This is a genomic window from Streptomyces sp. NPDC002817, assembly GCF_053592055.1.
On record NZ_JBSFUY010000030.1, the window covers coordinates 100,062 to 119,404 of the forward strand.

The 19,343-nt window shown below is 67.9% G+C and carries 20 protein-coding genes and 1 pseudogene; 6 read left to right on the forward strand and 15 right to left on the reverse strand.

Features of this window, described 5'->3' with window-relative positions; all coding sequences use genetic code 11:
- Nucleotides 1-46: 46 nt before the first annotated feature.
- Nucleotides 47-883, reverse strand: a pseudogene (locus ACWD3I_RS38285) (DUF2637 domain-containing protein); the annotation flags it as partial.
- A gap of 205 nt (nt 884-1,088) precedes the next feature.
- Here ACWD3I_RS38285 and ACWD3I_RS38290 point away from each other — a divergent pair.
- Nucleotides 1,089-1,397: a hypothetical protein gene (locus ACWD3I_RS38290; RefSeq protein WP_365403566.1), complete on the forward strand. Its 309-nt coding sequence runs from the start codon at nt 1,089-1,091 to the stop codon at nt 1,395-1,397.
- 230 nt (nt 1,398-1,627) lie between these two features.
- Nucleotides 1,628-2,479: a methyltransferase domain-containing protein gene (locus ACWD3I_RS38295; RefSeq protein WP_365403569.1), complete on the forward strand. Its 852-nt coding sequence runs from the start codon at nt 1,628-1,630 to the stop codon at nt 2,477-2,479.
- 263 nt (nt 2,480-2,742) lie between these two features.
- Here the strand turns inward: ACWD3I_RS38295 and ACWD3I_RS38300 are convergent, their stop codons facing one another.
- From ACWD3I_RS38300 to ACWD3I_RS38325, 6 genes are all read right to left on the reverse strand, one after another.
- Nucleotides 2,743-3,741: an NAD(P)H-dependent glycerol-3-phosphate dehydrogenase gene (locus tag ACWD3I_RS38300; RefSeq protein ID WP_365403572.1), complete on the reverse strand. Its 999-nt coding sequence runs from the start codon at nt 3,739-3,741 to the stop codon at nt 2,743-2,745.
- 35 nt (nt 3,742-3,776) lie between these two features.
- Nucleotides 3,777-4,574: a class I SAM-dependent methyltransferase gene (locus ACWD3I_RS38305; RefSeq protein ID WP_365403575.1), complete on the reverse strand. Its 798-nt coding sequence runs from the start codon at nt 4,572-4,574 to the stop codon at nt 3,777-3,779.
- Nucleotides 4,571-5,731, reverse strand: coding sequence for a YcaO-like family protein (locus ACWD3I_RS38310; protein ID WP_365403578.1), 1,161 nt, complete (start codon nt 5,729-5,731; stop codon nt 4,571-4,573). Before ACWD3I_RS38310 ends, ACWD3I_RS38305 begins: the two co-directional genes overlap by 4 nt.
- On the reverse strand, nt 5,718-7,001 hold the full coding sequence (locus ACWD3I_RS38315; protein ID WP_365403581.1) for a TfuA-like protein: 1,284 nt from the start codon (nt 6,999-7,001) through the stop codon (nt 5,718-5,720). Before ACWD3I_RS38315 ends, ACWD3I_RS38310 begins: the two co-directional genes overlap by 14 nt.
- Before the next feature lie 170 nt (nt 7,002-7,171).
- On the reverse strand, nt 7,172-7,297 hold the full coding sequence (locus tag ACWD3I_RS38320; RefSeq protein WP_365403584.1) for a hypothetical protein: 126 nt from the start codon (nt 7,295-7,297) through the stop codon (nt 7,172-7,174).
- A 407-nt stretch (nt 7,298-7,704) separates the two neighbouring features.
- The gene (locus ACWD3I_RS38325; protein ID WP_365403587.1) at nt 7,705-8,121 is read right to left on the reverse strand and encodes an ATP-binding protein; all 417 of its coding nucleotides are present in this window, start codon (nt 8,119-8,121) and stop codon (nt 7,705-7,707) included.
- A gap of 278 nt (nt 8,122-8,399) precedes the next feature.
- On the opposite strand from ACWD3I_RS38325, the gene ACWD3I_RS38330 reads away from it, so the two are divergent.
- Nucleotides 8,400-9,623 (forward strand): helix-turn-helix domain-containing protein, encoded by a 1,224-nt coding sequence (locus tag ACWD3I_RS38330; RefSeq protein WP_365403590.1) that lies wholly within the window; start codon nt 8,400-8,402, stop codon nt 9,621-9,623.
- On the forward strand, nt 9,608-10,138 hold the full coding sequence (locus ACWD3I_RS38335; protein ID WP_365403593.1) for a GNAT family N-acetyltransferase: 531 nt from the start codon (nt 9,608-9,610) through the stop codon (nt 10,136-10,138). Before ACWD3I_RS38330 ends, ACWD3I_RS38335 begins: the two co-directional genes overlap by 16 nt.
- Nucleotides 10,139-10,364: 226 nt before the next feature.
- Here the strand turns inward: ACWD3I_RS38335 and ACWD3I_RS38340 are convergent, their stop codons facing one another.
- From ACWD3I_RS38340 to ACWD3I_RS38350, 3 genes are read right to left on the reverse strand one after another with little or no spacing between them, the layout of a single operon-like run.
- Nucleotides 10,365-11,123, reverse strand: coding sequence for a hypothetical protein (locus ACWD3I_RS38340; protein ID WP_365403595.1), 759 nt, complete (start codon nt 11,121-11,123; stop codon nt 10,365-10,367).
- The gene (locus tag ACWD3I_RS38345; RefSeq protein WP_365403598.1) at nt 11,120-12,025 is read right to left on the reverse strand and encodes a sigma-70 family RNA polymerase sigma factor; all 906 of its coding nucleotides are present in this window, start codon (nt 12,023-12,025) and stop codon (nt 11,120-11,122) included. The genes ACWD3I_RS38340 and ACWD3I_RS38345 overlap by 4 nt, the downstream gene beginning before the upstream one ends.
- The gene (locus ACWD3I_RS38350) at nt 12,022-12,252 is read right to left on the reverse strand and encodes a hypothetical protein (protein WP_365403601.1); all 231 of its coding nucleotides are present in this window, start codon (nt 12,250-12,252) and stop codon (nt 12,022-12,024) included. Before ACWD3I_RS38350 ends, ACWD3I_RS38345 begins: the two co-directional genes overlap by 4 nt.
- Nucleotides 12,253-12,803: 551 nt before the next feature.
- Between ACWD3I_RS38350 and ACWD3I_RS38355 the strand changes: the two genes are divergently transcribed.
- Complete coding sequence (locus ACWD3I_RS38355; RefSeq protein WP_365403604.1) at nt 12,804-13,160, forward strand: hypothetical protein; 357 nt, start codon at nt 12,804-12,806, stop codon at nt 13,158-13,160.
- A 589-nt stretch (nt 13,161-13,749) separates the two neighbouring features.
- Here ACWD3I_RS38355 and ACWD3I_RS38360 read toward each other — a convergent pair.
- The gene (locus ACWD3I_RS38360; RefSeq protein WP_365403606.1) at nt 13,750-14,652 is read right to left on the reverse strand and encodes a hypothetical protein; all 903 of its coding nucleotides are present in this window, start codon (nt 14,650-14,652) and stop codon (nt 13,750-13,752) included.
- A gap of 940 nt (nt 14,653-15,592) precedes the next feature.
- Here ACWD3I_RS38360 and ACWD3I_RS38365 point away from each other — a divergent pair.
- On the forward strand, nt 15,593-15,802 hold the full coding sequence (locus ACWD3I_RS38365) for a hypothetical protein (protein ID WP_365403609.1): 210 nt from the start codon (nt 15,593-15,595) through the stop codon (nt 15,800-15,802).
- Nucleotides 15,803-15,869: 67 nt separating this feature from the next.
- On the opposite strand, the gene ACWD3I_RS38370 is transcribed toward ACWD3I_RS38365, so the two are convergent.
- The 4 genes from ACWD3I_RS38370 to ACWD3I_RS38385 form a co-directional block, all read right to left on the reverse strand.
- Nucleotides 15,870-16,982 (reverse strand): caspase family protein, encoded by a 1,113-nt coding sequence (locus ACWD3I_RS38370; protein WP_365403612.1) that lies wholly within the window; start codon nt 16,980-16,982, stop codon nt 15,870-15,872.
- The gene (locus ACWD3I_RS38375) at nt 16,979-17,371 is read right to left on the reverse strand and encodes an effector-associated constant component EACC1 (protein WP_365403615.1); all 393 of its coding nucleotides are present in this window, start codon (nt 17,369-17,371) and stop codon (nt 16,979-16,981) included. Before ACWD3I_RS38375 ends, ACWD3I_RS38370 begins: the two co-directional genes overlap by 4 nt.
- A gap of 328 nt (nt 17,372-17,699) precedes the next feature.
- Nucleotides 17,700-18,020 carry a 4a-hydroxytetrahydrobiopterin dehydratase gene (locus ACWD3I_RS38380; protein ID WP_365403617.1) on the reverse strand — a complete coding sequence of 107 codons (321 nt, stop codon included), beginning with the start codon at nt 18,018-18,020 and terminating at the stop codon, nt 17,700-17,702.
- 3 nt (nt 18,021-18,023) lie between these two features.
- Nucleotides 18,024-19,262: a Twin-arginine translocation pathway signal gene (locus ACWD3I_RS38385; RefSeq protein ID WP_365403623.1), complete on the reverse strand. Its 1,239-nt coding sequence runs from the start codon at nt 19,260-19,262 to the stop codon at nt 18,024-18,026.
- Between the last annotated feature and the right edge of the window lie 81 nt (nt 19,263-19,343).

The window sequence follows — 19,343 nt, forward strand, 5'->3', positions numbered from 1 at the left end:
CTTTGTCCGTCTGCGCTTCCTCAGGAGTTTGTTCCGCCGCCACGAGCGGGGCCTGGCCCGTCGCGCCTGTGGCCTGACTGCTCAGTGGGGCCGGTTCCGCCTCGGCCCTGGTAGCGGGCTCGAGTGCAGGCTCCTCAGCGGGCGTTGGGACTGATGCGCGCTCGGCAGCGAAGGTGAATGCGATCGGTGGCTCGGTGATCCCGGCGGCCGCGAGACCGGCGGGAGCCGTCTCGGCGAGCGGGACACCGTACCGGGCCAACCGCAGCGGCATCAGCGCTTCGACGGGTGCCTTGCGGCGCCAGGCGCGGCCGAACCGGGACCGGAGACTGGCCTGGTACACCAGGCGCTCCTGCTCCAACTTGATCACCTGCTCGTAGGAGCGCAGCTCCCACAGCTTCATACGCCGCCACAACAGGAACGTCGGCCCCGGGGACAGGAGCCAGCGGGTCAGGCGGACACCCTCCATGTGCTTGTCCGCGGTGATGTCGGCGATCCGGCCGATCGCATGGCGGGCGGCCTCGACCGAGACCACGAACAGGATCGGGATCACCGCGTGCATGCCCACGCCGAGCGGATCCGGCCACGCGGCCGCACCGTTGAACGCGATCGTCGCCGCCGTCAGAAGCCAGGCCGTCTGACGCAGCAGCGGGAACGGGATCCGGATCCACGTCAGGAGAAGGTCCAGGGCCAGCAGGACACAGATACCCGCGTCGATGCCGATCGGGAAGACGTAACTGAAGTGCCCGAAGCCCTTCTCAAGCGCCAGCTCGCGAACGGCCGCGTACGAGCCCGCGAAACCGATACCGGCAATTGCGACAGCACCGAACGCCACTACGCCAATCAGTACCCGGTGCGTCCGTGTCAGCTGTAACGGCGCAGCCACCCCTACTCCCCCTTCGATCGCACTAGCGAACACATGACACTCTGTCATGCCCGGCGGGGCGACGGGAGAGCTTTACGCGTCGCGCAGGAGGACGCGGCTTGGTCAGTCTCATCCACCCCTGCGTCAACCTGATTTGGCCCGATTCTCGGGGCGGGTTTCGGCCAGGGTGTTTTTTGGCCCCAGCAAACCGAAGGGTGAGAAGCCGATGACGCTTGATCCAGCTCGCGTGGAGCGGATCTCCGCTCTCGTCACGGAGTGCGGGCCGTTGCTTGGCTCGCCTGCGGGGATGGACGCGGTGCAGCGGCTGCTGAGGGACCGCGGGGTGAGCGTGATGGACGCGACCCTTGTCACGCGCGAGCTGCTCGGCGCGGGCCCCACCGCCTTGGGCGAGGCGATGAGCATCGTGCTGTCCAGCCCGTCACGGGGTGTGGAACGTCAGCGTCATGCCGAACTGGTGGACTCGCTGCTCGACGCGGTGGACCAGGGCGTGTCTCCCAACTTCGGTGGGGCATGAGGGGCTTCACCGATTCTCGTAGACTCATGATGTGGCATTCATGAGCACCCCGCACTGCTGCTTCCTGTGATCGGAAGGCGCTGAGGGCGATGCCGGACGGCGTCGCCCTCCTTAGCGTGCCTGCTGCGTGAGCCACGTTCCCACCGCTGCCCGCTCCTTCCTCAGGCAGTGCCTCTCTGAGCGCGCGTACAGGCACGGACTCTTCCCTTCACCCTTGCCAGGAGTGCCTCGTGCCCGTGTCGCTGCCCCCTGCCCTCGAGCTGTCCCTCGACCTGCTGCGTTGCCCAACGTGCCGCACGCGCCCCCTGCGCCCAGACCGCGGCGCACTGCGATGCCCGGTGGGCCACGCCTTCGATATCGCCCGCCACGGCTACGCCGGCCTGCTCACAGGCACCCGCGCCACCAGCGGCGACGACGCAGCCATGGTCCAGGCCCGGGACCGATTCCTGTCCACCGGCACCTACGCCCCCATCCGCGACATCGGAGCCCGCCTGGCGGCCGACGCCGTCTCGAAGCAGGCAACGGTCGTGGACGTAGGGTGCGGCACGGGCTACTACCTGGCCGGCGTACTCGACCAGTTGCCCGGTGCCCGCGGTCTGGGCCTGGACACATCGGTACGCGCACTGCGCTCGGCAGCCCGAGCCCACCAACGAGGCGCCGCGGTGGCCTGGGACGTCTTCCGCCCCCTTCCCCTGGTCGACGGGGCGGCCGATACTGTGCTGAACGTGTTCGCCCCGCGCAACCCGGCCGAGTTCCACCGCGTGCTGCGCCCAACCGGCCGACTGATCGTGGTCCGTCCCACCGGGCAGCACCTGGCCGAGCTACGCGGCCGATGGCCTGCGATGGTCACGATCGACCCGGCCAAGGAACAACGCCTGCACCGGGCACTGGACCCCTTCTTCGAGGCCGCCGTCACCGAACACGTGGAGTACCCCGCAACCCTGACCAGGCTCAATGCCCTGGACCTGGTAGCGATGACGCCGAGCGCACGCCACGTGAGCCGAGCAGACCTCGACGATGACAGCTTCGTGCCCGATCAGGTCACCGTGTCCGTGCTGGCCACCGCCTACCAACCTCGGTGACCACGAGCAGGCGCATGCGCCTGCTGACCGACAAGCAGAGGGAGCCCCCTCGCCACGCTATCCCTTCGGTAAGGCACCGAACGGCCACAGCAGTCGTGCGCACCACGCTCAGCCAGCGTGCCGGACGGCGTGGTAAGCCAGACCCGCCCCCTTGGGCCCCTTCAGCGTCGCCGACATCGCCGTTCGGGCACGCGACGGCATCGGTATAGCGAGGCGGCCCAACCGGTGCGCGGCCGCGCGGAGTCTGTCGCCGGTCAGGTGTCCTAGCGCTCAGGCTTGGGGGCCCGTGCCATGAGGCGGGCGGCGGCGTCTTGGACGGTGAGCTGGCCGTTGATGACGTCGACAACGACGTCGGTGATGGGCATCTCGACGCCGTGGCGGCGGGCCAGGTCGAGGATGGCCTGGCTGGACTTGACGCCCTCGGCGGTCTGCCCGGTGGCGGTGGTCGCTTCGACGACGGTCATGCCGCGACCGAGGTGTTCGCCGAAGGTGCGGTTGCGGGAGAGCGGGGAAGCGCAGGTGGCCTGGAGGTCGCCCACGCCGGAGAGCCCGGAAAAGGTGAGCGGGTCGGCCCCGAGGCGTTCGCCGAGACGGGCGGTCTCAGCGAGGCCGCGGGTAATGAGGACGGCCGTGGCGTTGTCGCCCAGGCCCAGGCCGGTGGCAAGGCCGACGGCGAGCGCGATGACGTTCTTCACGGCGCCGCCGAGCTCGCACCCGATGACGTCGGTGTCGGTGTAGGGCCGGAAGTACGGGGTGAGACACGCGGCTTGGAGGGCCTTCGCGGCGGTCTCGTCGGGGCAGGCGATGACGGAGGCGGCCGGCTGGCTGGCGGCGATCTCGCGGGCGAGGTTGGGGCCGGAGATGACAGCGACCCGCTCTGCAGGGATGTTGGTGGTTTCCGTGATGACCTGGCTCATCCGCAGGCCGGTCGTGGTCTCGATGCCCTTCATCAGGGACACGATCACTGCATCGGCTCCGATGTGTGGCGCCCAGGCGGCGAGGTTGGTGCGCAGTGTCTGGGCGGGGATGGACACGATGACGTGGCGGGCTCCGTCCAGGGCCTTGGCCGGGTCAGTGGTGGCGCCGATCGTGGTGGGCAGCGTGATGCCGGGCAGGTAGGCCGGGTTCTCGTGCCGGGTGTTGATCGCATCAGCGATCTCGCTGCGGCGGGCGTGGAGGGTGACGTGGTTGCCGGCGTCGGCCAGGACCATCGCCATAGTCGTGCCCCAGGAGCCGGCGGACAGGACCGCGACCTTGTTCATCTGGCGGTTTCTCCTTCAGTGATCTCAGTTGGAGACTACTGCGCGGGCCGCTGGCGGCGATCGGTTACGGGGCGGCGCAGGGTGACGGCGAGCGCCTTGCGGGTGGCGAGGCGGGGCAGCATGCGGCGGGCTTCGGCCAGCATGCCCTCGGCCTGGTCGTGACCGAGCTCCACCCGCAGGCGGTCCTCGTTCACGATCCAGAGCTGATACACGCGATGCCACAGGTCGGGTTCGTCGCGCCGGGTGTCGATGTACTCGACGGTGAGGCCGGCCGCACGGGCCTGGGCCTTGATCGCGGTCCGTCCGCCGGGTGGCAGGGTGCGGGTGTGGACGGCGCGGCCGCCGGGGGCAAGGACGCGGTGGAACTCGGTGAGGGCCGCGATCCGATCGCTGGCGTTGAAGAGGGCGTCGATGCAGATCAGCCCGTGGGCGCAGGCGTCGGGCAGGCCGGTGTGTTCCAGGCTGCCGATGGCGAAGTGGGCGCGTTCGTTGGCAACGAAGTTCTCCCGGCGTTCGGTGGCGAGGCGGATGGCGGTGGCGGAGACGTCGATCCCGGTGAGCCGTACGTTCAGCGCGCGGGCCAGCCACAGGCCGACGCCGCCGGTGCCGCAGCCGATGTCGGCGAGGATCTGGTCCGGGCGGAGTTGGAGGCGGCCGGTCAGGGTGGCGAGGAGGGGCCAGTCGCAGCTGCTGTTGGGGGCGACTTCGGGAGGGTAGGCGTCGCCCATGGCCTGTGCATAGAGCTGGGAGACGATCGGGCTGTGAGCGCGGGCGGCGTGGAAGGCGTCGTAGTGCCCTGCCTGTTCGCGTTCGCGGTCGGTGCGCAGGGTCATCGCGGGATGGCCCTGCGGGTGCGGGAGCGGGCTCCGGGCGCGATGACCTTCACGGCGGCGAGCGGCTCGTCGGCACCGGAGAGGGTGACGGCGATGGGTTCGAAGCCGGTGGTCTTGTGCAGGCGTTCGGCGAGGCTGTGCACGAGGTCGGTGAAGGTGGTCGCGGCCTGCGGGATGCAGCTTTTGAGGGGGCCGGGCCAGCTGGTCGGCGCCTGGTGGGGTGGTGTGGGCATCGGCTGGGGGACGGCGAAGACGTCCTCGTGGCTGGGCAGGTCGTCCCGGGTGCCCGCGATACAGGTCAGACGGGACTGGACGGCCTCGGTGATGGCACGGCTCAACGCGATGTGGGCATCGCTGTGGCATCCGGTGCCGGCGAACCAGACCGGGAAGTCCTCGGACCACAGATAGGCCAGGCAGACGGGCAGGCCGAAGGTGCTGTCGACGACGAACAGTTCGAGGACGGCGCCGCTGGTGCGGATGTGGTCGATGAGTCTGCGGGCACAGGGGTCGTCGATGCTGTCCGGGTCGATGAGCGTGCGCAGGGTGCCGCCGGTGTTCGCGTCGATGTGGAGGGCGTGCCGCTCGATCACTTCGAACAGGGCATGTGTCACCGCTTCGTCGTGGGTGTTGCCGCATGCCAGGCCGGTACTGGTGCAGTGCCACAGAGCCGGGGCCCACAGCGGCTGCGGCGCACGGGAGACCACGGCGGTCGGCACGAGCAGGGGACGGTCCGTGGTGAGGCCGGTGCCCTGGGCCCAGTGCAGCGGGAGCCGGTTCAGAGCGGTTACCTCCTGCAGCTTCTGGGGCGGGATGCGCAGGTGCAGGGCGTCGAGCGGGTAGTCGACGTTCACCTCGCAGGCGGGACCGTCGAAGGCGACGTCCAGGGGCTGCTCGGCGTGATGGAGTTCGATGGCTTCCATGACGGCGGAGATCGCGGCGAGCCGTGGGGTGGCGCCTTTGCCCTGGGACACGGTCAGAGTGTGGGCGTTGGGGCGGTGCGCGGCGTAGACGGGCAGGCGCAGACAGTCCAGGCCGGTCAGGTCGGCGACGCGGGTGATGCCGTAGTCGGACAGTCGCGGCGCCAGCGCGGTCCAGGTGTCTTCAGGGTCACGGGCGCGCATAGTGCCGTCGAACGACAGCAGCTCAGTGGCGGGCATCGGTGGCCGACTCCTTCCTATGGATAGGCGGTTGCTGCTGCTCCTGGTCACGGAGGTAGCCGGCGCAGAAGGTCTTCATGGCCGTCACGGCTTCGGCCAGGCCGCGAAATCCCCGGGCCACGGCCTCTTCTTCCAGACCGGCGACCGGGCGCATCCAGATCTGATGGAGTATCGAGATCACGCCTTCGTCGCGGATGCTCTCGGGTGTGAACCAGCGCAGTTCGCGCCGGGAGTCGTCGTTGGCGGTGAGGTAGCGGGCCACGGCCTGGCGGTCCAGGTCCGTCTCATGAGCCAGGAGATGAGCGACGGTGGCGGCCTGGCGCAGGTCGATCGGCACCCGGAACACCGTCTGGGCTGCGAGCGAGGCGGGTTCCTGGCCGGTGAGGCGGACCATGCGCTCGGCCAGCGGTATCCCACGCGTGCCGTCGCCGGGATGGCGGGAGAGGTGGTCGAGGTGCCACTCCCACAGCAGACGAAAGTCCGGGTCGAACAGCTGCTGATAGGCCACCCGCAGCACGGTCGGCAACCGCAGGCCGTCGACGTGCTCGGTGGCGAAGGCGTTGTACCAGCGGCGGAAGTAGACGCTGTCGGTATGCAGCGCGGGCGGGACCGGCCCGCACGGGTTGGGGCCGTGCAAGGCGGCGCGGACCGCGGTCAGGGCGTCGGAACGCTTGATGTCGCCGAAGTACGGATCCTCACTGCGCCGTTCACCAATCCAGTCGGCGAAGGCGATGATGCCCAGGTCGCGACAGATCGCGCGGATCGCGGCGTAGGTGCGCTGCGGGTAGTAGACGGCGTGCAGGGCGTCGAGCAGCGCGGTGGCCTGGGGGCCGGTGAGCAGGCTGCTGTTGACGGCCAGGTTGATGACGTAGCGGCAGTTCACCATCGGCCAGGTCACAGCCTGGCCGGTGGCGGGGTCCTGGCCGACAGCGACCTCGTCGTCTCCGACGATCTCCAGGTTGCGGTAGGAGCGGTAGACGTTGCCGACGCCGCCCATGCCGAACGGCCACAGCTCGGCGGCGCGCAGCGCCCCGATGCTGGCGGCGCCGATGACGCGCACACCCCGGGCCAGGACGGCCAGGATCTCTTTGTGCCGCAGCGCAGGGCTGTGGTGGTAGAGGCCGTCGATGAGGACGACCGTGTCGGTGTCCGCGATCGCCGCATCGAACAGGTCGCCGTGGCGTACGGGCGGTCGGCGGCGCACGGCCTGGTGGGCGAGCAGTTCCTCGTCTGCGGGGAGGGTCGGTCCGACGTATACGTGAATCGTCATGGCTCTCAATAGCCCAAGGCTCGGGAAGTACAGGTCAGGGAAGGAAGTGCCCCTCGACACAAGGGCGTTGAGGGGCACTTCCGGGTGTGGCCGGCCCGTCCGCGAGAACGGAGGTGATCCGGGACCGGTCACCTCACCGGCACGGGATCACCTGGCGCCACAAGACCCGGTCAGGGGCCCTCGTCCTCGACGTCCTCGATACGCACGGTGCTCGACGGCGCGACGATGTCGACGAGCCGCAGCAACGAGGCCGACCCTCGCTGGGCGGCCGCCTCGGACTTCGACAGGTCCTCCACGACTGTTCCTCCTTCCCTTCTCGGTGTTCCGGCCAGGCGATTGCCTGAGCCGGTAGCGCGCACCGCGCCTGAAGCCACGGTGGTCGTACCGGAACCTCATCAGTCGTGCCGGACGAGGCCCGCTCTTCGTCTGCCAGACTCGGTGCCGGCCGTGCTCCAGGGGAGTTGAGCACGGCCGGAACCGGGAGATCATGTGGGCACCGAGTCAGTCAGCGGCGGTCCCGCGAAGGGGCTGGCGAGGTGTCCGTCCGCAGGGACGCCGCGAGGGGGGACGACCAGCGCCATCGGGATCGCCGTCTTGATGATCCGGCTACGTGGTGGCGGTTTCCGGGGCCGAACCATGTGCGACCACTGCGGCGCCCGTCGGCACTGGCCGCATGGCGCAAGCGGAGCGGCCGGGCAGAACCTCACTGTCGGACCGGCATTTCCAGCTCAGCCCAGACGACCTTGCCCCAGCGGTGGCGGTCGTAGCCCCACCTGCAGCTCAGGGCATCGACCAGCAACAGGCCTCGTCCTCCTTCTGAGTCCTCGTCGGGTCTGTCCATCTCTGGTACGTCGCGGCAGGTGTCGACAACGCCGATCCGTACGCTCGCCTCCGTCGGATGCGTCACCAGCACTCGAACGCTGCGGCACCGGGTGTGCTCGATGGTGTTGTTGATGAGTTCAGCCACAATCTGCGCACCCGCCTCGGCCAGCTCACCTGTCTTCCAGGTGTTCAGAGCGGCGGAAACGAGCAGTCGGGCTCGGCGGGCGGATTCCGGCTCGCACACAAACGTCTCGGTGTAGCCGGGAGCATCGGTCACAGAACGTCGAGCGGCGGTCATGGTCACAGGATCCCTCCGGGGTGGACGCCTGCCCCCGCGACGGGTTGGCGCCGGGGCGGGCTCTCCTCCATGCCGTTGAGGGAAGGGGAGATCGAGAACCTCAACGAGCTGATACCGAGTCAACGACCTGTGGCCCATGAGGAACAGGAAAGGTCGTGCTCCGACCAGGCGGCCCGAACCGGAAGACTTTGCGTTCCCGTGACCTGAGGTCTGGTTCGGTCGGTGACTGCCGGTCTACGGTCAGTGGCATGGGAGCAAATGCCGTACTCAAGAGCCGGATGGAGGAACTCGGGCTCACCCAGGACGAATTGGCTGGTCGGATGAACTGTGCACTGGCAGAAATCACCGGCCGTCCCGGCGACGTCTCCGCCCGCACCGTCCGCAACCTGCTCAACGGCACGTCCCGCCGCCCCATTGGCCGTACCTGCGCGGCGCTGGAGCGGGTGTTCGGTTGCCCCGTCGAGGAATTAGGGTTCAGCGCACCACGCAGCATGCACTACCCGCAGGAGGACCCTGTGCGGCGTCGCACCTTCATCGCCTCGGCCGCCGGGACCGCGGCCGCCGCGGTTCCCTTGGCCGCCCAGCGCCGCGCAGTGGGCATGTCAGATGTGGCTCGGGCAGCCGCCGGGATGAACGCCCTTGTCGAAGCCGACGACCGCCAAGGCGGCCACGCGGCGTTAGAGAAGGCTGCTATGAAGGGCCGCAACGGCGTACTGGAGTTGCAGCAGCGCAACGCCGGCGAACGTGTGCGCCGAGCCCTTTATGCGCTGGCCGCCGAGTACTCCACCATCGCCGCCTGGTCTTGCATCGACGCCCGCAACCTTGAGCATGCGCAACGGCACCTCAACGAGTCCGCGACGTACGCCGGTCTCTCCCAGGACGGTCCCACCCAAATGCGGGTCTGGGTCAACCTGTCCATGCTCGCCTACCAGCGGCAAAACTGGCCGGACGCGCTCGCGGCAGCCCAGGCCGCACAAGCCTCCTCAGCCGCCCGACGCGACCCCTTCTTCGACTCCCTGGGCCGCGTCCGCGCCGCCCTCGCCTATGCGGCACTCGGTGATGGCCGCATCGCGGTACGGTCCCTCGGATCGGCCCAGAACGCCTTCACCAAGGTGACGGAACGCGAGCGCCCGCGCTGGACGGCCTTCTACGGCCAGGCCGAACTCGATCACCTCGCCGCCATCGTCCACTACAACAGCGGACACCACCCCCACGCCGAGGCCATGGCACATCGCGCCCTGGCGAAGATCCCGGCAGCCTTCCGGCGCAACAGGGCACTCGCAACGGCCCAGCTCGCCCTCGCACAACTGAACCAAGACGACCCTGAACAGGCCACAGTGACAGCCTCCGACGTCTTCACCATCATGGGCAGCGACCCCCTGCCCGGCCGGATGCGTACCCTCATCGGCGACTTCCACCGGGGCCTGTTCGCACTGTCCCCCTCCGCCTCCTACGCACGAGACTGGGCAGACCGCATGCGAACCGAATGGAGTCGAGCGTGACCGACCTGCGTCACTTCCAGCACGGAAACCTCCCCGAAGGCTTCCGCCAGATGCTCATCGACGTACACGCCGACGCCTACGCCGACCAGATGGATGACCCGTTCCACCAGCGCTTCGCCTGGTTCGTCGATCACTGGAGCAACATGGCTGGGTTCTCCTGCGTCGTGGCCTACGACGAAGACGAACCGGTCGGCTTCGCCTACGGCGCCCCCCTCGCGCCCGGCCGCGAGTGGTGGCGTTCCACCGGCTACCAGCCGGACAGCGGCCACACCTCCACCTACGCCGTGTCCGAGGTGATGGTGCGCCCCGGCTGGCGCAAGAAGGGCATCTCCGAGCACCTGCACGAAGCACTGCTGAAGGAGCGCACGGAAGACCTCGCCGTACTCCTGGTCGACGTGACCCACCCCAAGGTGCAGGGGCTCTACGAAGCATGGCGGTACGCCAAGGTCGGCGAGCAGCAGCCCTTCGCCGACTCCCCCGTCTACGCGGTCATGGTCAAATACCTGCGAAGCTGACGCGCGAGTCCGGCTGAGCCCGGAGGCGGACGATTGGGACAGGAGCGGAGAGCCGGATGGGTCGTCAGCGGATGTGAGGCTGCCTGCGCTGCTCTGAATGACCGGACGCTCGTCAGGAGGGCACAGCCCAGCTCGTACGCCGGACCGGCGCATCCCGACGCGGTAGCTGTCGCGACCGTGTTGGTGCGCCTTCCTCAAGGGTGCAGAGACCTCACGGGCCGCCCTCCTACTCCTTGGGACCCTGCTCCGGACAGGGCCGCCGAGCGGCACGACGGCCAGGCAGCCGGGTGGCGGCCCGGCGTGCTCTCGGTGCTCTCAACGTGCTGGCGGCCGAGGCCGCGGCCAAGAGGACGCCGAGCTGTGCAGCGAAGTCGTCACCGGGCACGGGCATGTCGAACTCCGGGTCGTCGAGGTAGCCGAGGGCGACCGCTGCGGGGACGTAGTGCATCACGGCGTCGGCGACTTCGGTGCGTGGTCTGGTCTTGGCGTCGAGGTGGGTCAGGACGCGCAGGACGGTGGGGAAGCTGTCGTCGAAGTCCGGCACGTGGGAGTCCGGCTCGTCGGTTTCCTGGTCGATGCGGCTTTGGTGAAGCCACCAGTCGGCCGCATCCGTGTCGCCGTGACCCAGGTGCTGCAAGTAGAGGCAGTAGGGGGCGAGGCCGTCGCCAGCTCCGGCCGCGTACTGCCACCAGGAGCGGGCGCTGTCCTCGTCGTCCGCCAGCTGCAGGGCGCAGCCGAGGACCCGGGCGCCGGGGGGTTCGGGCAGGTGCTCGGTGGTGAAGGCCTGCAGGGAGGCGGCGGCGGTGTGGGCGAGGACGGTCTCGCACAGGGTCTTCAGCTCGCCGGCCGCTCGTTCCTGTTCCGGATCCGCCGTGGGGAGGGGCAGGGCCGGGAGCAGGGTGCTGGTGGTGGGGACGATGTCGCGGGGGACGTGGCGGTGGTCGAGGAGGCGGGCGCGGGCGAGGAGTTGGTCGATGGGGGTCATGCGGGTATGTCTCCCGGGTCGTTCTGGGGGTGCAGAGCGGTGTTGAGGGTTTTGCGGGCGTAGCGGTCGGTGGAGTGGATCGCGGCGATCGGTGCGCCGAGGACGTCGGCGACGGCGGTGTGGTCCAGGCCCAGGAGGTGGGTGAGGACGATGACGTCGAGTTGGGGTGCGGGCAGCCGGCTGATCGCCCGGAACAGGGCCAGCGATTCGGTGATCTGGGCGAAGCGAGCGTCGTCGTTGGTGAGATGGCTCAGGGCGATGGTGTTGAAGGCGGCGTGGGTGAGTTCGGGGTGGCCGTCTTCGCTGTGGTAGGCGCGGTCCATGACCCGCTCGCGCAGCACGGGCCAGGCGAAGGCGACGACGTCGGAGCTGGCCAGCGCCTCGTGCCAGCGCAGCCACAGCAGGTCGAAGGTCTCCACGACCGCCTCGTCTGCCTCGTGGTCCTCGAGGAAGACGCGGGCGTAGGCGGTGTACGGGTCGCGGTGGAGTTCGGTGAATGCCTGGTGCTCCAGCGGCGGGACGGCGGGGTCGGTGCTCAGGGCGACTTTCTGTATGCAGCCGTCGATCCAGTCGGGCTTCTTGTGTGCTTCCAGGGCGGCGGCCATCCACAGCCGGCGCATCGGCCAGGTCGGGACCTGAAGCACCTGCAGCAGTCCAAAAGTGATCTCCCAGCGTGGGTACAGGCCCATCCCGCGCAGCAGTTCGGAGATCTTCGACTTCGCCCAGCCGGAACGCTCGCTGAGCTCGCTGATGGTCAGGCCGCTGGCCAGGAACCGGCCGCGCAGCGGCTCGAGCCAGGCGCGGTGCGTGGGTCCGGCTGTCTCCGCGATCGGCCCGAGTTTGCGGCCCGGCCGGCCGGGCTGGCCCCCGTCGGGTGGCGGGGGCACCGATGCCACACTCACCCGGCGCGCTCCTCGTCCCCGCCCTCAGCGGGTGCAGCCGCAGGGGGCGGCGACTGAGTCCGGTGTGCCTCGCCGCCGGACAGGGCCGCGCCGACATGTTCCACGGTCAGGATCAGCGAGGGGACCAAGGCGGCCACCGCCGCCGTCTGCCCGACCACAGCCATCACGGCGCTCCATACAAAGACCGCCACCAGCGCGATGACGGCCCACACTTGCCTTCTGGACATCGAGAACCTCTTCCCTACGTGTGTCCGAAAGAGCTCCTCGGCGCGGGTGCCGGCCACGCCCTCGAGGAACCGGACGCCAGCATGGAGCGTGATCGCCCGCACACGCCACGTGATCAGCGAATCGCGGAACAATGCGCCCCTCCCCCACAAGGGCGCCCACCGAGCACCGCGCGCCCAAGGCACATCGGGTGTCAGGCTTTCGGGGCAAAGTTCCCGGAATTCGCTGGCGCCCGGCCGCCCAGCGCCCATCATGGAGACCACGGCGCCCTCGGGTGTCGCAGCCCTTCCTGTCCGGAAGGCCCCGCCCCTCGTGCCGGAATTCGAAGAGGGGCATGCCGCTCCCGTTCCCGCGCCTCGGCGGACGGGAGCGGCCAGCCCCCCGTACACAGTGCATTGACGGCCCGTCACCACTCGGTTTACCGCGGTCAGCCCTCCAACGGTGCCCGCCGCCCCAGCCGGGCCTTCGGCGGCGAAAGAAGACGGAAGCCTCCTCAACTCGGCAGCTGCGCCGATTCACTCTGCGCACTGCGCGGTGAGTCGTTGAGCACACCATGACCGACTTCCGCGTTAACCCGGCACTCAGCCAGCCCACCACCGACCACCTGACCGCTCTCAAGGCCAGCCTCGCCGAGAGGTTCGGCGACGACGAGGACGCCATCGAGCAGGCCTTCACGCGCGCGGTCCGTAGCGCCTGGGTGCACGAAGAACCCTGGGCCCAGGAGTACGTGGCAGCCCTGAGCACCCGCGCCGACTCCCTCAACGGCGCCCTGGAACTCGCCGAACAGACAGGCTGGGAACCGGCCGACACCGTGGCCGCACTGCCGGGCATGGACCAACAATCCGCCCACACCCTGCTGTCCGCCCTCCACGCGGCACAAGTCGGCCAGCAGGACAAGGACAAGGCGTAGGCCCGCTGACCGGAGACTCTGCCCGGTGCGATCGACACCCTCGAAGAGCATGGGTGGGCGCGAGCGCTCACGCTACGTCCGCCGTGGACGCTCCGGGTACATCTGCCGACTTGGCGGGCACCATGGGTGCCGAAAGGCGAAATCGGTGCACGCCGAGGGGACGCCGTGTCGGATACGAGGCTTTCGTGGAGAAGGCGCACGGCGCCCGCCCGCCTTTATGCCTCGTTCGCGGCTCCCCGCGGTGGGGGAGATTCACCCGCGCTGGACGGCCTTCTACGGCCAGGCCGAATTCGATCACCTCGCCGTCATCGTCCACTACAACAAGGGTCCGTCAGCAAGCTGACGGACCCTCATGAATGATCGAGGCTAGCTCTTGCGTCGACCCTCAACGAGCCGATACAGCAGATCGAGAAGCCGGTAACTCATCGGGGACGAAGGTTGGCTTGCAGAGCGCTGCGCTCGTTCGAAGAACTTCTCACTGGACTCTTTGCCGTTCAGCCAATGCTTGCCCGACCCTACGATGACGGTTTCGCGATCACTCACTGGATCCCCCTACATGCCTCGCTTGTCCAGTCGTTTTTCACTATAGCTAGTTCCTTTCCCCGTCAGGGGCGGAATCACCATCCGCTGATGGAACAATTTGCGGATCATGGAGGGTCCCACCTGATCCGTTCACTGACGGTGAGCCGTTGAGTCGACCATTGGCCTGAGCTGGCAGGTCCAGCACACGCGCGGCGAGATCAGCGGTAGCCTGACACGCGCCGATCAGATGTGCGATCGTGCTGTATTTCTTGCGCTCCTGATCTTTTCCAATTTCCCCTTCCTTAAGGGCTTGGAGAATCAGAATTCCTTTGGCGAGGCCTCCGGCCCTTACAGGCACGAACAGAGCAGCCTCGTAGCCGGACAGGAGCTGAATCCGATGCTTCTCAGGGTCCTCTGAAATATCCTTGACCAGGCGGTCCGTTTTGCCGGTCGCGATGCCCAGCAAATAGGATCCGCACTCCTTGTCGGCTTCGTAGTAGTCGGGCAGTTCGGCAGACTCCCGCGACGCGACCCGCTTCACCAGCCGCTCCGTCCCTGGAGCCTCAGGGTTTGGACCCAACGCATAGAACGCGGCTACCGCACTCCCGTCCCCGATCAGATGTGCCGCCAGCTCTACCAGCCCTCGGCTGATCTTCCCTCGCAGGTCAGCATCATTTGTCGACATTGAAGCAAGCGAGGCGAGTCCCTCGGCGACGATGTTCACGCCCGCCTGAAAGTTGACGTCCGCACGCTGGTCCACAGGCCGGGCGACTGGCGGGGCCGGCGGGCGATGCCCCTGAACCAGGAAGGTCAACCCCGCAGCTGCAGCGGCCATGCCCGCGCCGAGCGCCAGATACAGCACGTCGAGCTGTTGAGCGACATTCGCCAGCACACCGAACATGGTGGCGCCACCGCTCAGGACGCCGACAATGACTGTGATCAGCAGCCGAAATTTAGAAGTATGACGCATGCGAACCCTTATCCATCTCGTTCTTTGAAGTCACACACCAAATCACAGCGAGACAGGACTTCCGGTTCCCAACCGAAGATAATTCACGCGCACGAGTGAAAATGAACCGATGCCGCACTCGTCACGACAAGGAGGCAAGCGCCCTCCGCGCAACCGTACGCCCCCCAAAAAAACAGAACTGCACCCTCGAAAGGCACTCCACACGATCATGCATAAATGCGCCCCATTAAGAGAAAGGGTTCTGCACGACTCAGGGAAACACTCATTCACCACCGGAATCCCTGACGCCACGTGCGTCGTAGACGGAGGCAAGCCCGAGCCATCAATTCCTAGCTGGCGGAATACGCACAAATATTCGACCCTGCGGGCCACTGACCTCACCCCCGAATCCATCAACGCTACATATCCCCTCCGGGGAACGCCGTTCCGAAATTCGGCCCCGGCGCCTGTCAAGCGAGCAGCAACTGTTCGGATTTTTCCATGATCTGCGAGCGGCTCCCCACAGCGGCCACGGCCGCAGCGAACGCCAACTCCTCGAGGTCAGCATCTCCATCGCCTGCACCGGCGCCCCCTGGACACAACTCCCCACACCCTGAGCCCTATCCAGATGCCACCCGCTACCAGCGCTGGCATACCGAAGGCACCCTCATCCGCATCTGCCACACCTCGCCGCCCGAAACCGGCCGCCACTGGCAGCAGCGCCTGACCACCTACATCCGCACGACGACCCGGTACAAGCACGGCGCACTGTGACGTCCCACCGGTCTATATGTGCGCTGCCGCCCCGTGCGCATCAGGGCCGTATCCATAGAGTCACTTTACGTCATGGCTTGTATCAGCCAAATGTGGTCCATCCCGTACCTTGCTGGCCCAGTCGCTGCAACACTCTGTGCCTGCGGCGGGCGGACTGCCGCTGAGAGATGGGCCTCGGAGGTGTTGCGTGGCGGGTCGTTCTGGCCAGTACTACCGGGCGGGTCACTGGGTGAACCGGTCGGAGGGCAAGAGCACGCGGGCGAAGAAGTCCGGAACGGGGGTCGTGGTGGTGGGACTGCTGGTCGTGGGGGCCTGGATGGGGCTGTTCTCAAACGACTCCAGCAATGACAAGCCGGCGTCCGAGCCGTCGTCGGTCTCGTCGCCCTCAGGGCGCTGACCCCTTTGGTGTCCTCCCCGGCACCGGGGTCGGACGCGTTGGTATTGCGCTCCTCGTTGTGATGCGGCTAGCGGGCCTGGCGGCCTGACCGACGCTTCCACCAGGAGCGCGCTGGTGGCGACGCGGGCGGTTCGGACTGTGTTGGTTCCTGTTCACGTAGGCGTTGCCAGGCGGCCTGCCATGCGCCGATCTGGTCGGGGGTGCGTCCGCAGGCGGCGAGGTAGCGGCCGGTGGTCTTCCAGGTCGCGGGCAGCGTAGTGGCGTTGAGGAGTCGGCTGATCGTGGTCGCTGCCAGGGGTGGGTCGGCTCGCTGGGCGAGGGTTGGGATGGTCAGACCGGTGAGTGCCCTGGTTTCCGCGAGTGCTTCGAGGAAGGCGAGTGGGGTGTGGCAGTCGTCCGGGTCGGGCCAGGCGCTCTCGTCTGTGGCTGTGCGAGCGGGGATGGATACCGGGCGGTGGGCCTGGTTGCGGGCCAGGACGAGCCGTCCGGCGGTGTTGCGGTCGCGCTTTTGCGGGATGGGCCGTCCCTTCGCGGTGAGTTCGCGGCGAAGGTAGTGGTAGACAGCGTTCAGGTCCAGTTCGCGTGGCCCGTCGGGGATGCCGTGCTGCAGGACGTCGAGCAGTTCACCGGTGAAGGCGGTGTGGCTCTCCCCCGGCGGGGCAATGGCCCGTCCGTTCTCGGGAGCGGCGGCCAGCAGGTAGCTGCCGTCGATCTCCGCTTGGTCGGCCAGCAGGTCCTCGCCACCCATCAGCCCAAGCGCCCGCCCGCTCATGCAGCAGTCGAGGACGACAACAAGGCGCTGGGCCGCACAGTCCGTGATGATCTCGCGCAGCGCTTGGTAGGTGACGCCGGTGTAGCTGTGGCCCTGGGTCGAGCGGGGCAGGCCGAAGAAGAGCTCGCCTCGGCCGTCGAGGAGGCCGTGGCCCGCGAAATACACCAGCAGCGTGTCGCTCGTGGCCTCGGCGGCCTCTTTCACTGGATCCAGCATGTCACGGGACGTGTCCGGCTCGGCGACCACGGTGCAGTGCGCGCCCGGCAGGTTCCACGAGGTGGGACCGGTCAGTGCCCGGGCGAGAGCGGGCAGATTGTTCGCGACGGCTGGCAGCGGCTCCAACACCGTGTAACGGCTGACCCCGACCACGACCGCCCGCGATGCGGCTGGGTCAGGCAGTGCTCTCACGGCCGTGCCCCCTGCCTGGCATCCGGCGTGTCTGGGTCTCCCTCGCCGCTCGTGCTCTCCAGCACCGCAAGAACATCGCGCAGTTCGTTCTCCGTACCGTTGCTGATGCTGATCTCGGTACTGCCGCGCCGGATCGTGACCTGCGGTGCACGCGGCCTGGTCTGACGCCACGCGGCCACGGAGAGCACGAACGAAGCGGCACTCCAGCCGTTGCCAGTCACCAGCTCAAGGACATCGAGCACACCGCCCATCGACCCGGACTCCGCCGACTGCTCCTGCAGCGTGAGCACGGCCGCCCTGCGTACCGCCGGTTCCTGGCCCAACCAGCCATGCAGCGAACGCAGTTCACTCTCCGAGCGCTCCTCGCGGATATACACATCAAGGCGCACCGCATCCCCCTCCAGCAACAGTCAGCCCCGATATGAAGGCCCGTGCCCCGGCCATCCTGCCTCGCCCGGCAACGCATCTCCCCTTTCCAAAAGACTACTCCCAGATCCTCGAGGCTATCCTCTACACCGGTCTGCCAGGGCAGTGTCCGGGGATGCCGAGACCATCGGTCAGTTTCCGTACCCACGACGTCGCATTCACTGCGCGGAACTCCTCCAGGCGGGTGCCGGAGATATCGGCGCGGGGTAGTTGCCTGCTCTCCTGGAGGGTTCACCAAACGGGAGACTCTCCACCACTCGGGGGCCCCATAGTGCCTACTTGTACCCGGCGTCAGTCGTCTATCGGCTCGGCCATGTGCGCCTGAGCGATGGCGTCGATCCGTCGCGCGAGGTCGAAGTCTGCCTCGGTCAGCTTGTGCCCGGCGTCGTGTGTGGTGATCGAGAACCGCACTTTTCCCCACCGGAGATCGATGTCCGCGTGATGGCTGATCAGCCGCTCAATATCGGCAACATGCACGATCATCGCCACGCCGCCGTGATACCGGATCCCGAACGCACGTGTGATCTCGTCTCCTTCACGCCGCCAGCCCGGCAGATCCCGCAAAGCCGCCTGGATCTCCTCCTCCGTCAACGGCACCAGACCCTCAGCCACAGGTCAGCTCCCCTCCATCGCAGGCGCCAGCACCTCCACCAGGTCCCGACCGACCGGAGCATCCTGCCACGGCCGCATCGCCCGCTGAAGAGTGGCCAACTCCCGCCGCATGCGGGCCGATCGCGTCTCGACGGCGATGTCCGCCATACTGCGAGCGAGCTCCAGGGCCTGGTCCGGCTCGCCTGCGCCAGCAGCCGCTGTGGCGTGGCGGGCGAGATACACGCCGCGGTCACGGCGCGCGGTCTCCGGAACGATCTGTAGGACCTGGTCCCACAGTGTGACCGCCTCTGAGCCGAGACCGAGGCGCCCGTAACAGGTGGCCCGTTGAATCTCCAGATATCCCGGTGTGCGCCTGCAGGCGTTCCCCCAAGGCAGGTCGTCATCGACGCGGTCCAGTAGCCGGCCGGCCTTGTTGATGAGCATGTCGACCGCGCTGCGGTCGCCGTTCAGGCTCTCGCCGTGGGCCTGCTGCTGCATGGCCATGATGCGCACCTTGGGAACGAGCTGGCGGGTGTCTTCCAGTGCTGCCTCGCACAGGTCGACGACCGCGCGGCCATCGCCGAGGTCTGTGCGCACTTGCGCCTGGTTCACCAGGGAGTAGCCGATCAGGTGGACATCTCGGGATCGCATGGCGATCTCTTGTGTCACTCCGCGCCAGAAGCTGGCGCCGTCCATGTCGCCTGCGTCCTGGTAGAGCCAGCCGATGAGAGCGGCATACGCCGCGCCCACTCGCAGGAGGCCACGGCGGGTCTCTCCTTTGGCTGAACGTACCAGCTTGTCGATCAGTTGGTACTGAGCCGAGACGGTCCCGATCAGGTCGTGCGGGCCCAGGAACATGTCCGCCCTGTAGTGCCCCTCCAGTTGGGTCTGGAAGTAGTCGATCAGGGCGGGGTCGACGTTCTGTTGTGCCACTGGTCCGGCAACGAGCGCGGCAGCGGTGACGGAGACGAATGCGCGGCGTTTCACCTGCTCCTCTTCGTGGTGCTCAGGGCGGATCCATCCTGGTGGTGTTGTGAACCCCAGGTCCTCAGGCCACCGGCCGAGCGCGTCGTGGATGACGATCGCGGTCTCCTCCGAGGGCCAGCCCGGGCGCTGTCCCTCCCACCGCCGCCACGTTCGGGCAGACACGGTGAACTGCCGGTCGTCAAGGAGTTCCTGGCCATGCACTGTGAGTCGATCGGCAGCCTGCTCGATCGTCCGCCAGCCGATGCGAAGCCTGGCGGCTCTCATGTCAACGGTCATTGAGATGCCCAGGCGGGTGGCCGTTGGGTGTCCAGGCTGGTGGCCATCAGAAACCCAGGTGTGTGGCCAGTGGTGTTCCTG

Coding starts and splice junctions, on each gene's coding strand:
- ACWD3I_RS38290 (WP_365403566.1), top strand. CDS start 1,089: ATGACGCTTGATCCAGCTCGCGTGGAGCGGATCTCCGCTCTCGTCACG.
- ACWD3I_RS38355 (WP_365403604.1), top strand. CDS start 12,804: ATGACCGACTTCCGCGTTAACCCGGCACTCAGCCAGCCCACCACCGAC.
- ACWD3I_RS38350 (WP_365403601.1), bottom strand. CDS start 12,252: ATGTCCAGAAGGCAAGTGTGGGCCGTCATCGCGCTGGTGGCGGTCTTT.
- ACWD3I_RS38335 (WP_365403593.1), top strand. CDS start 9,608: ATGGAGTCGAGCGTGACCGACCTGCGTCACTTCCAGCACGGAAACCTC.
- ACWD3I_RS38360 (WP_365403606.1), bottom strand. CDS start 14,652: ATGCGTCATACTTCTAAATTTCGGCTGCTGATCACAGTCATTGTCGGC.
- ACWD3I_RS38340 (WP_365403595.1), bottom strand. CDS start 11,123: ATGACCCCCATCGACCAACTCCTCGCCCGCGCCCGCCTCCTCGACCAC.
- ACWD3I_RS38385 (WP_365403623.1), bottom strand. CDS start 19,262: ATGACCGTTGACATGAGAGCCGCCAGGCTTCGCATCGGCTGGCGGACG.
- ACWD3I_RS38305 (WP_365403575.1), bottom strand. CDS start 4,574: ATGACCCTGCGCACCGACCGCGAACGCGAACAGGCAGGGCACTACGAC.
- ACWD3I_RS38315 (WP_365403581.1), bottom strand. CDS start 7,001: ATGACGATTCACGTATACGTCGGACCGACCCTCCCCGCAGACGAGGAA.
- ACWD3I_RS38300 (WP_365403572.1), bottom strand. CDS start 3,741: ATGAACAAGGTCGCGGTCCTGTCCGCCGGCTCCTGGGGCACGACTATG.
- ACWD3I_RS38330 (WP_365403590.1), top strand. CDS start 8,400: ATGGAGGAACTCGGGCTCACCCAGGACGAATTGGCTGGTCGGATGAAC.
- ACWD3I_RS38310 (WP_365403578.1), bottom strand. CDS start 5,731: ATGCCCGCCACTGAGCTGCTGTCGTTCGACGGCACTATGCGCGCCCGT.
- ACWD3I_RS38325 (WP_365403587.1), bottom strand. CDS start 8,121: ATGACCGCCGCTCGACGTTCTGTGACCGATGCTCCCGGCTACACCGAG.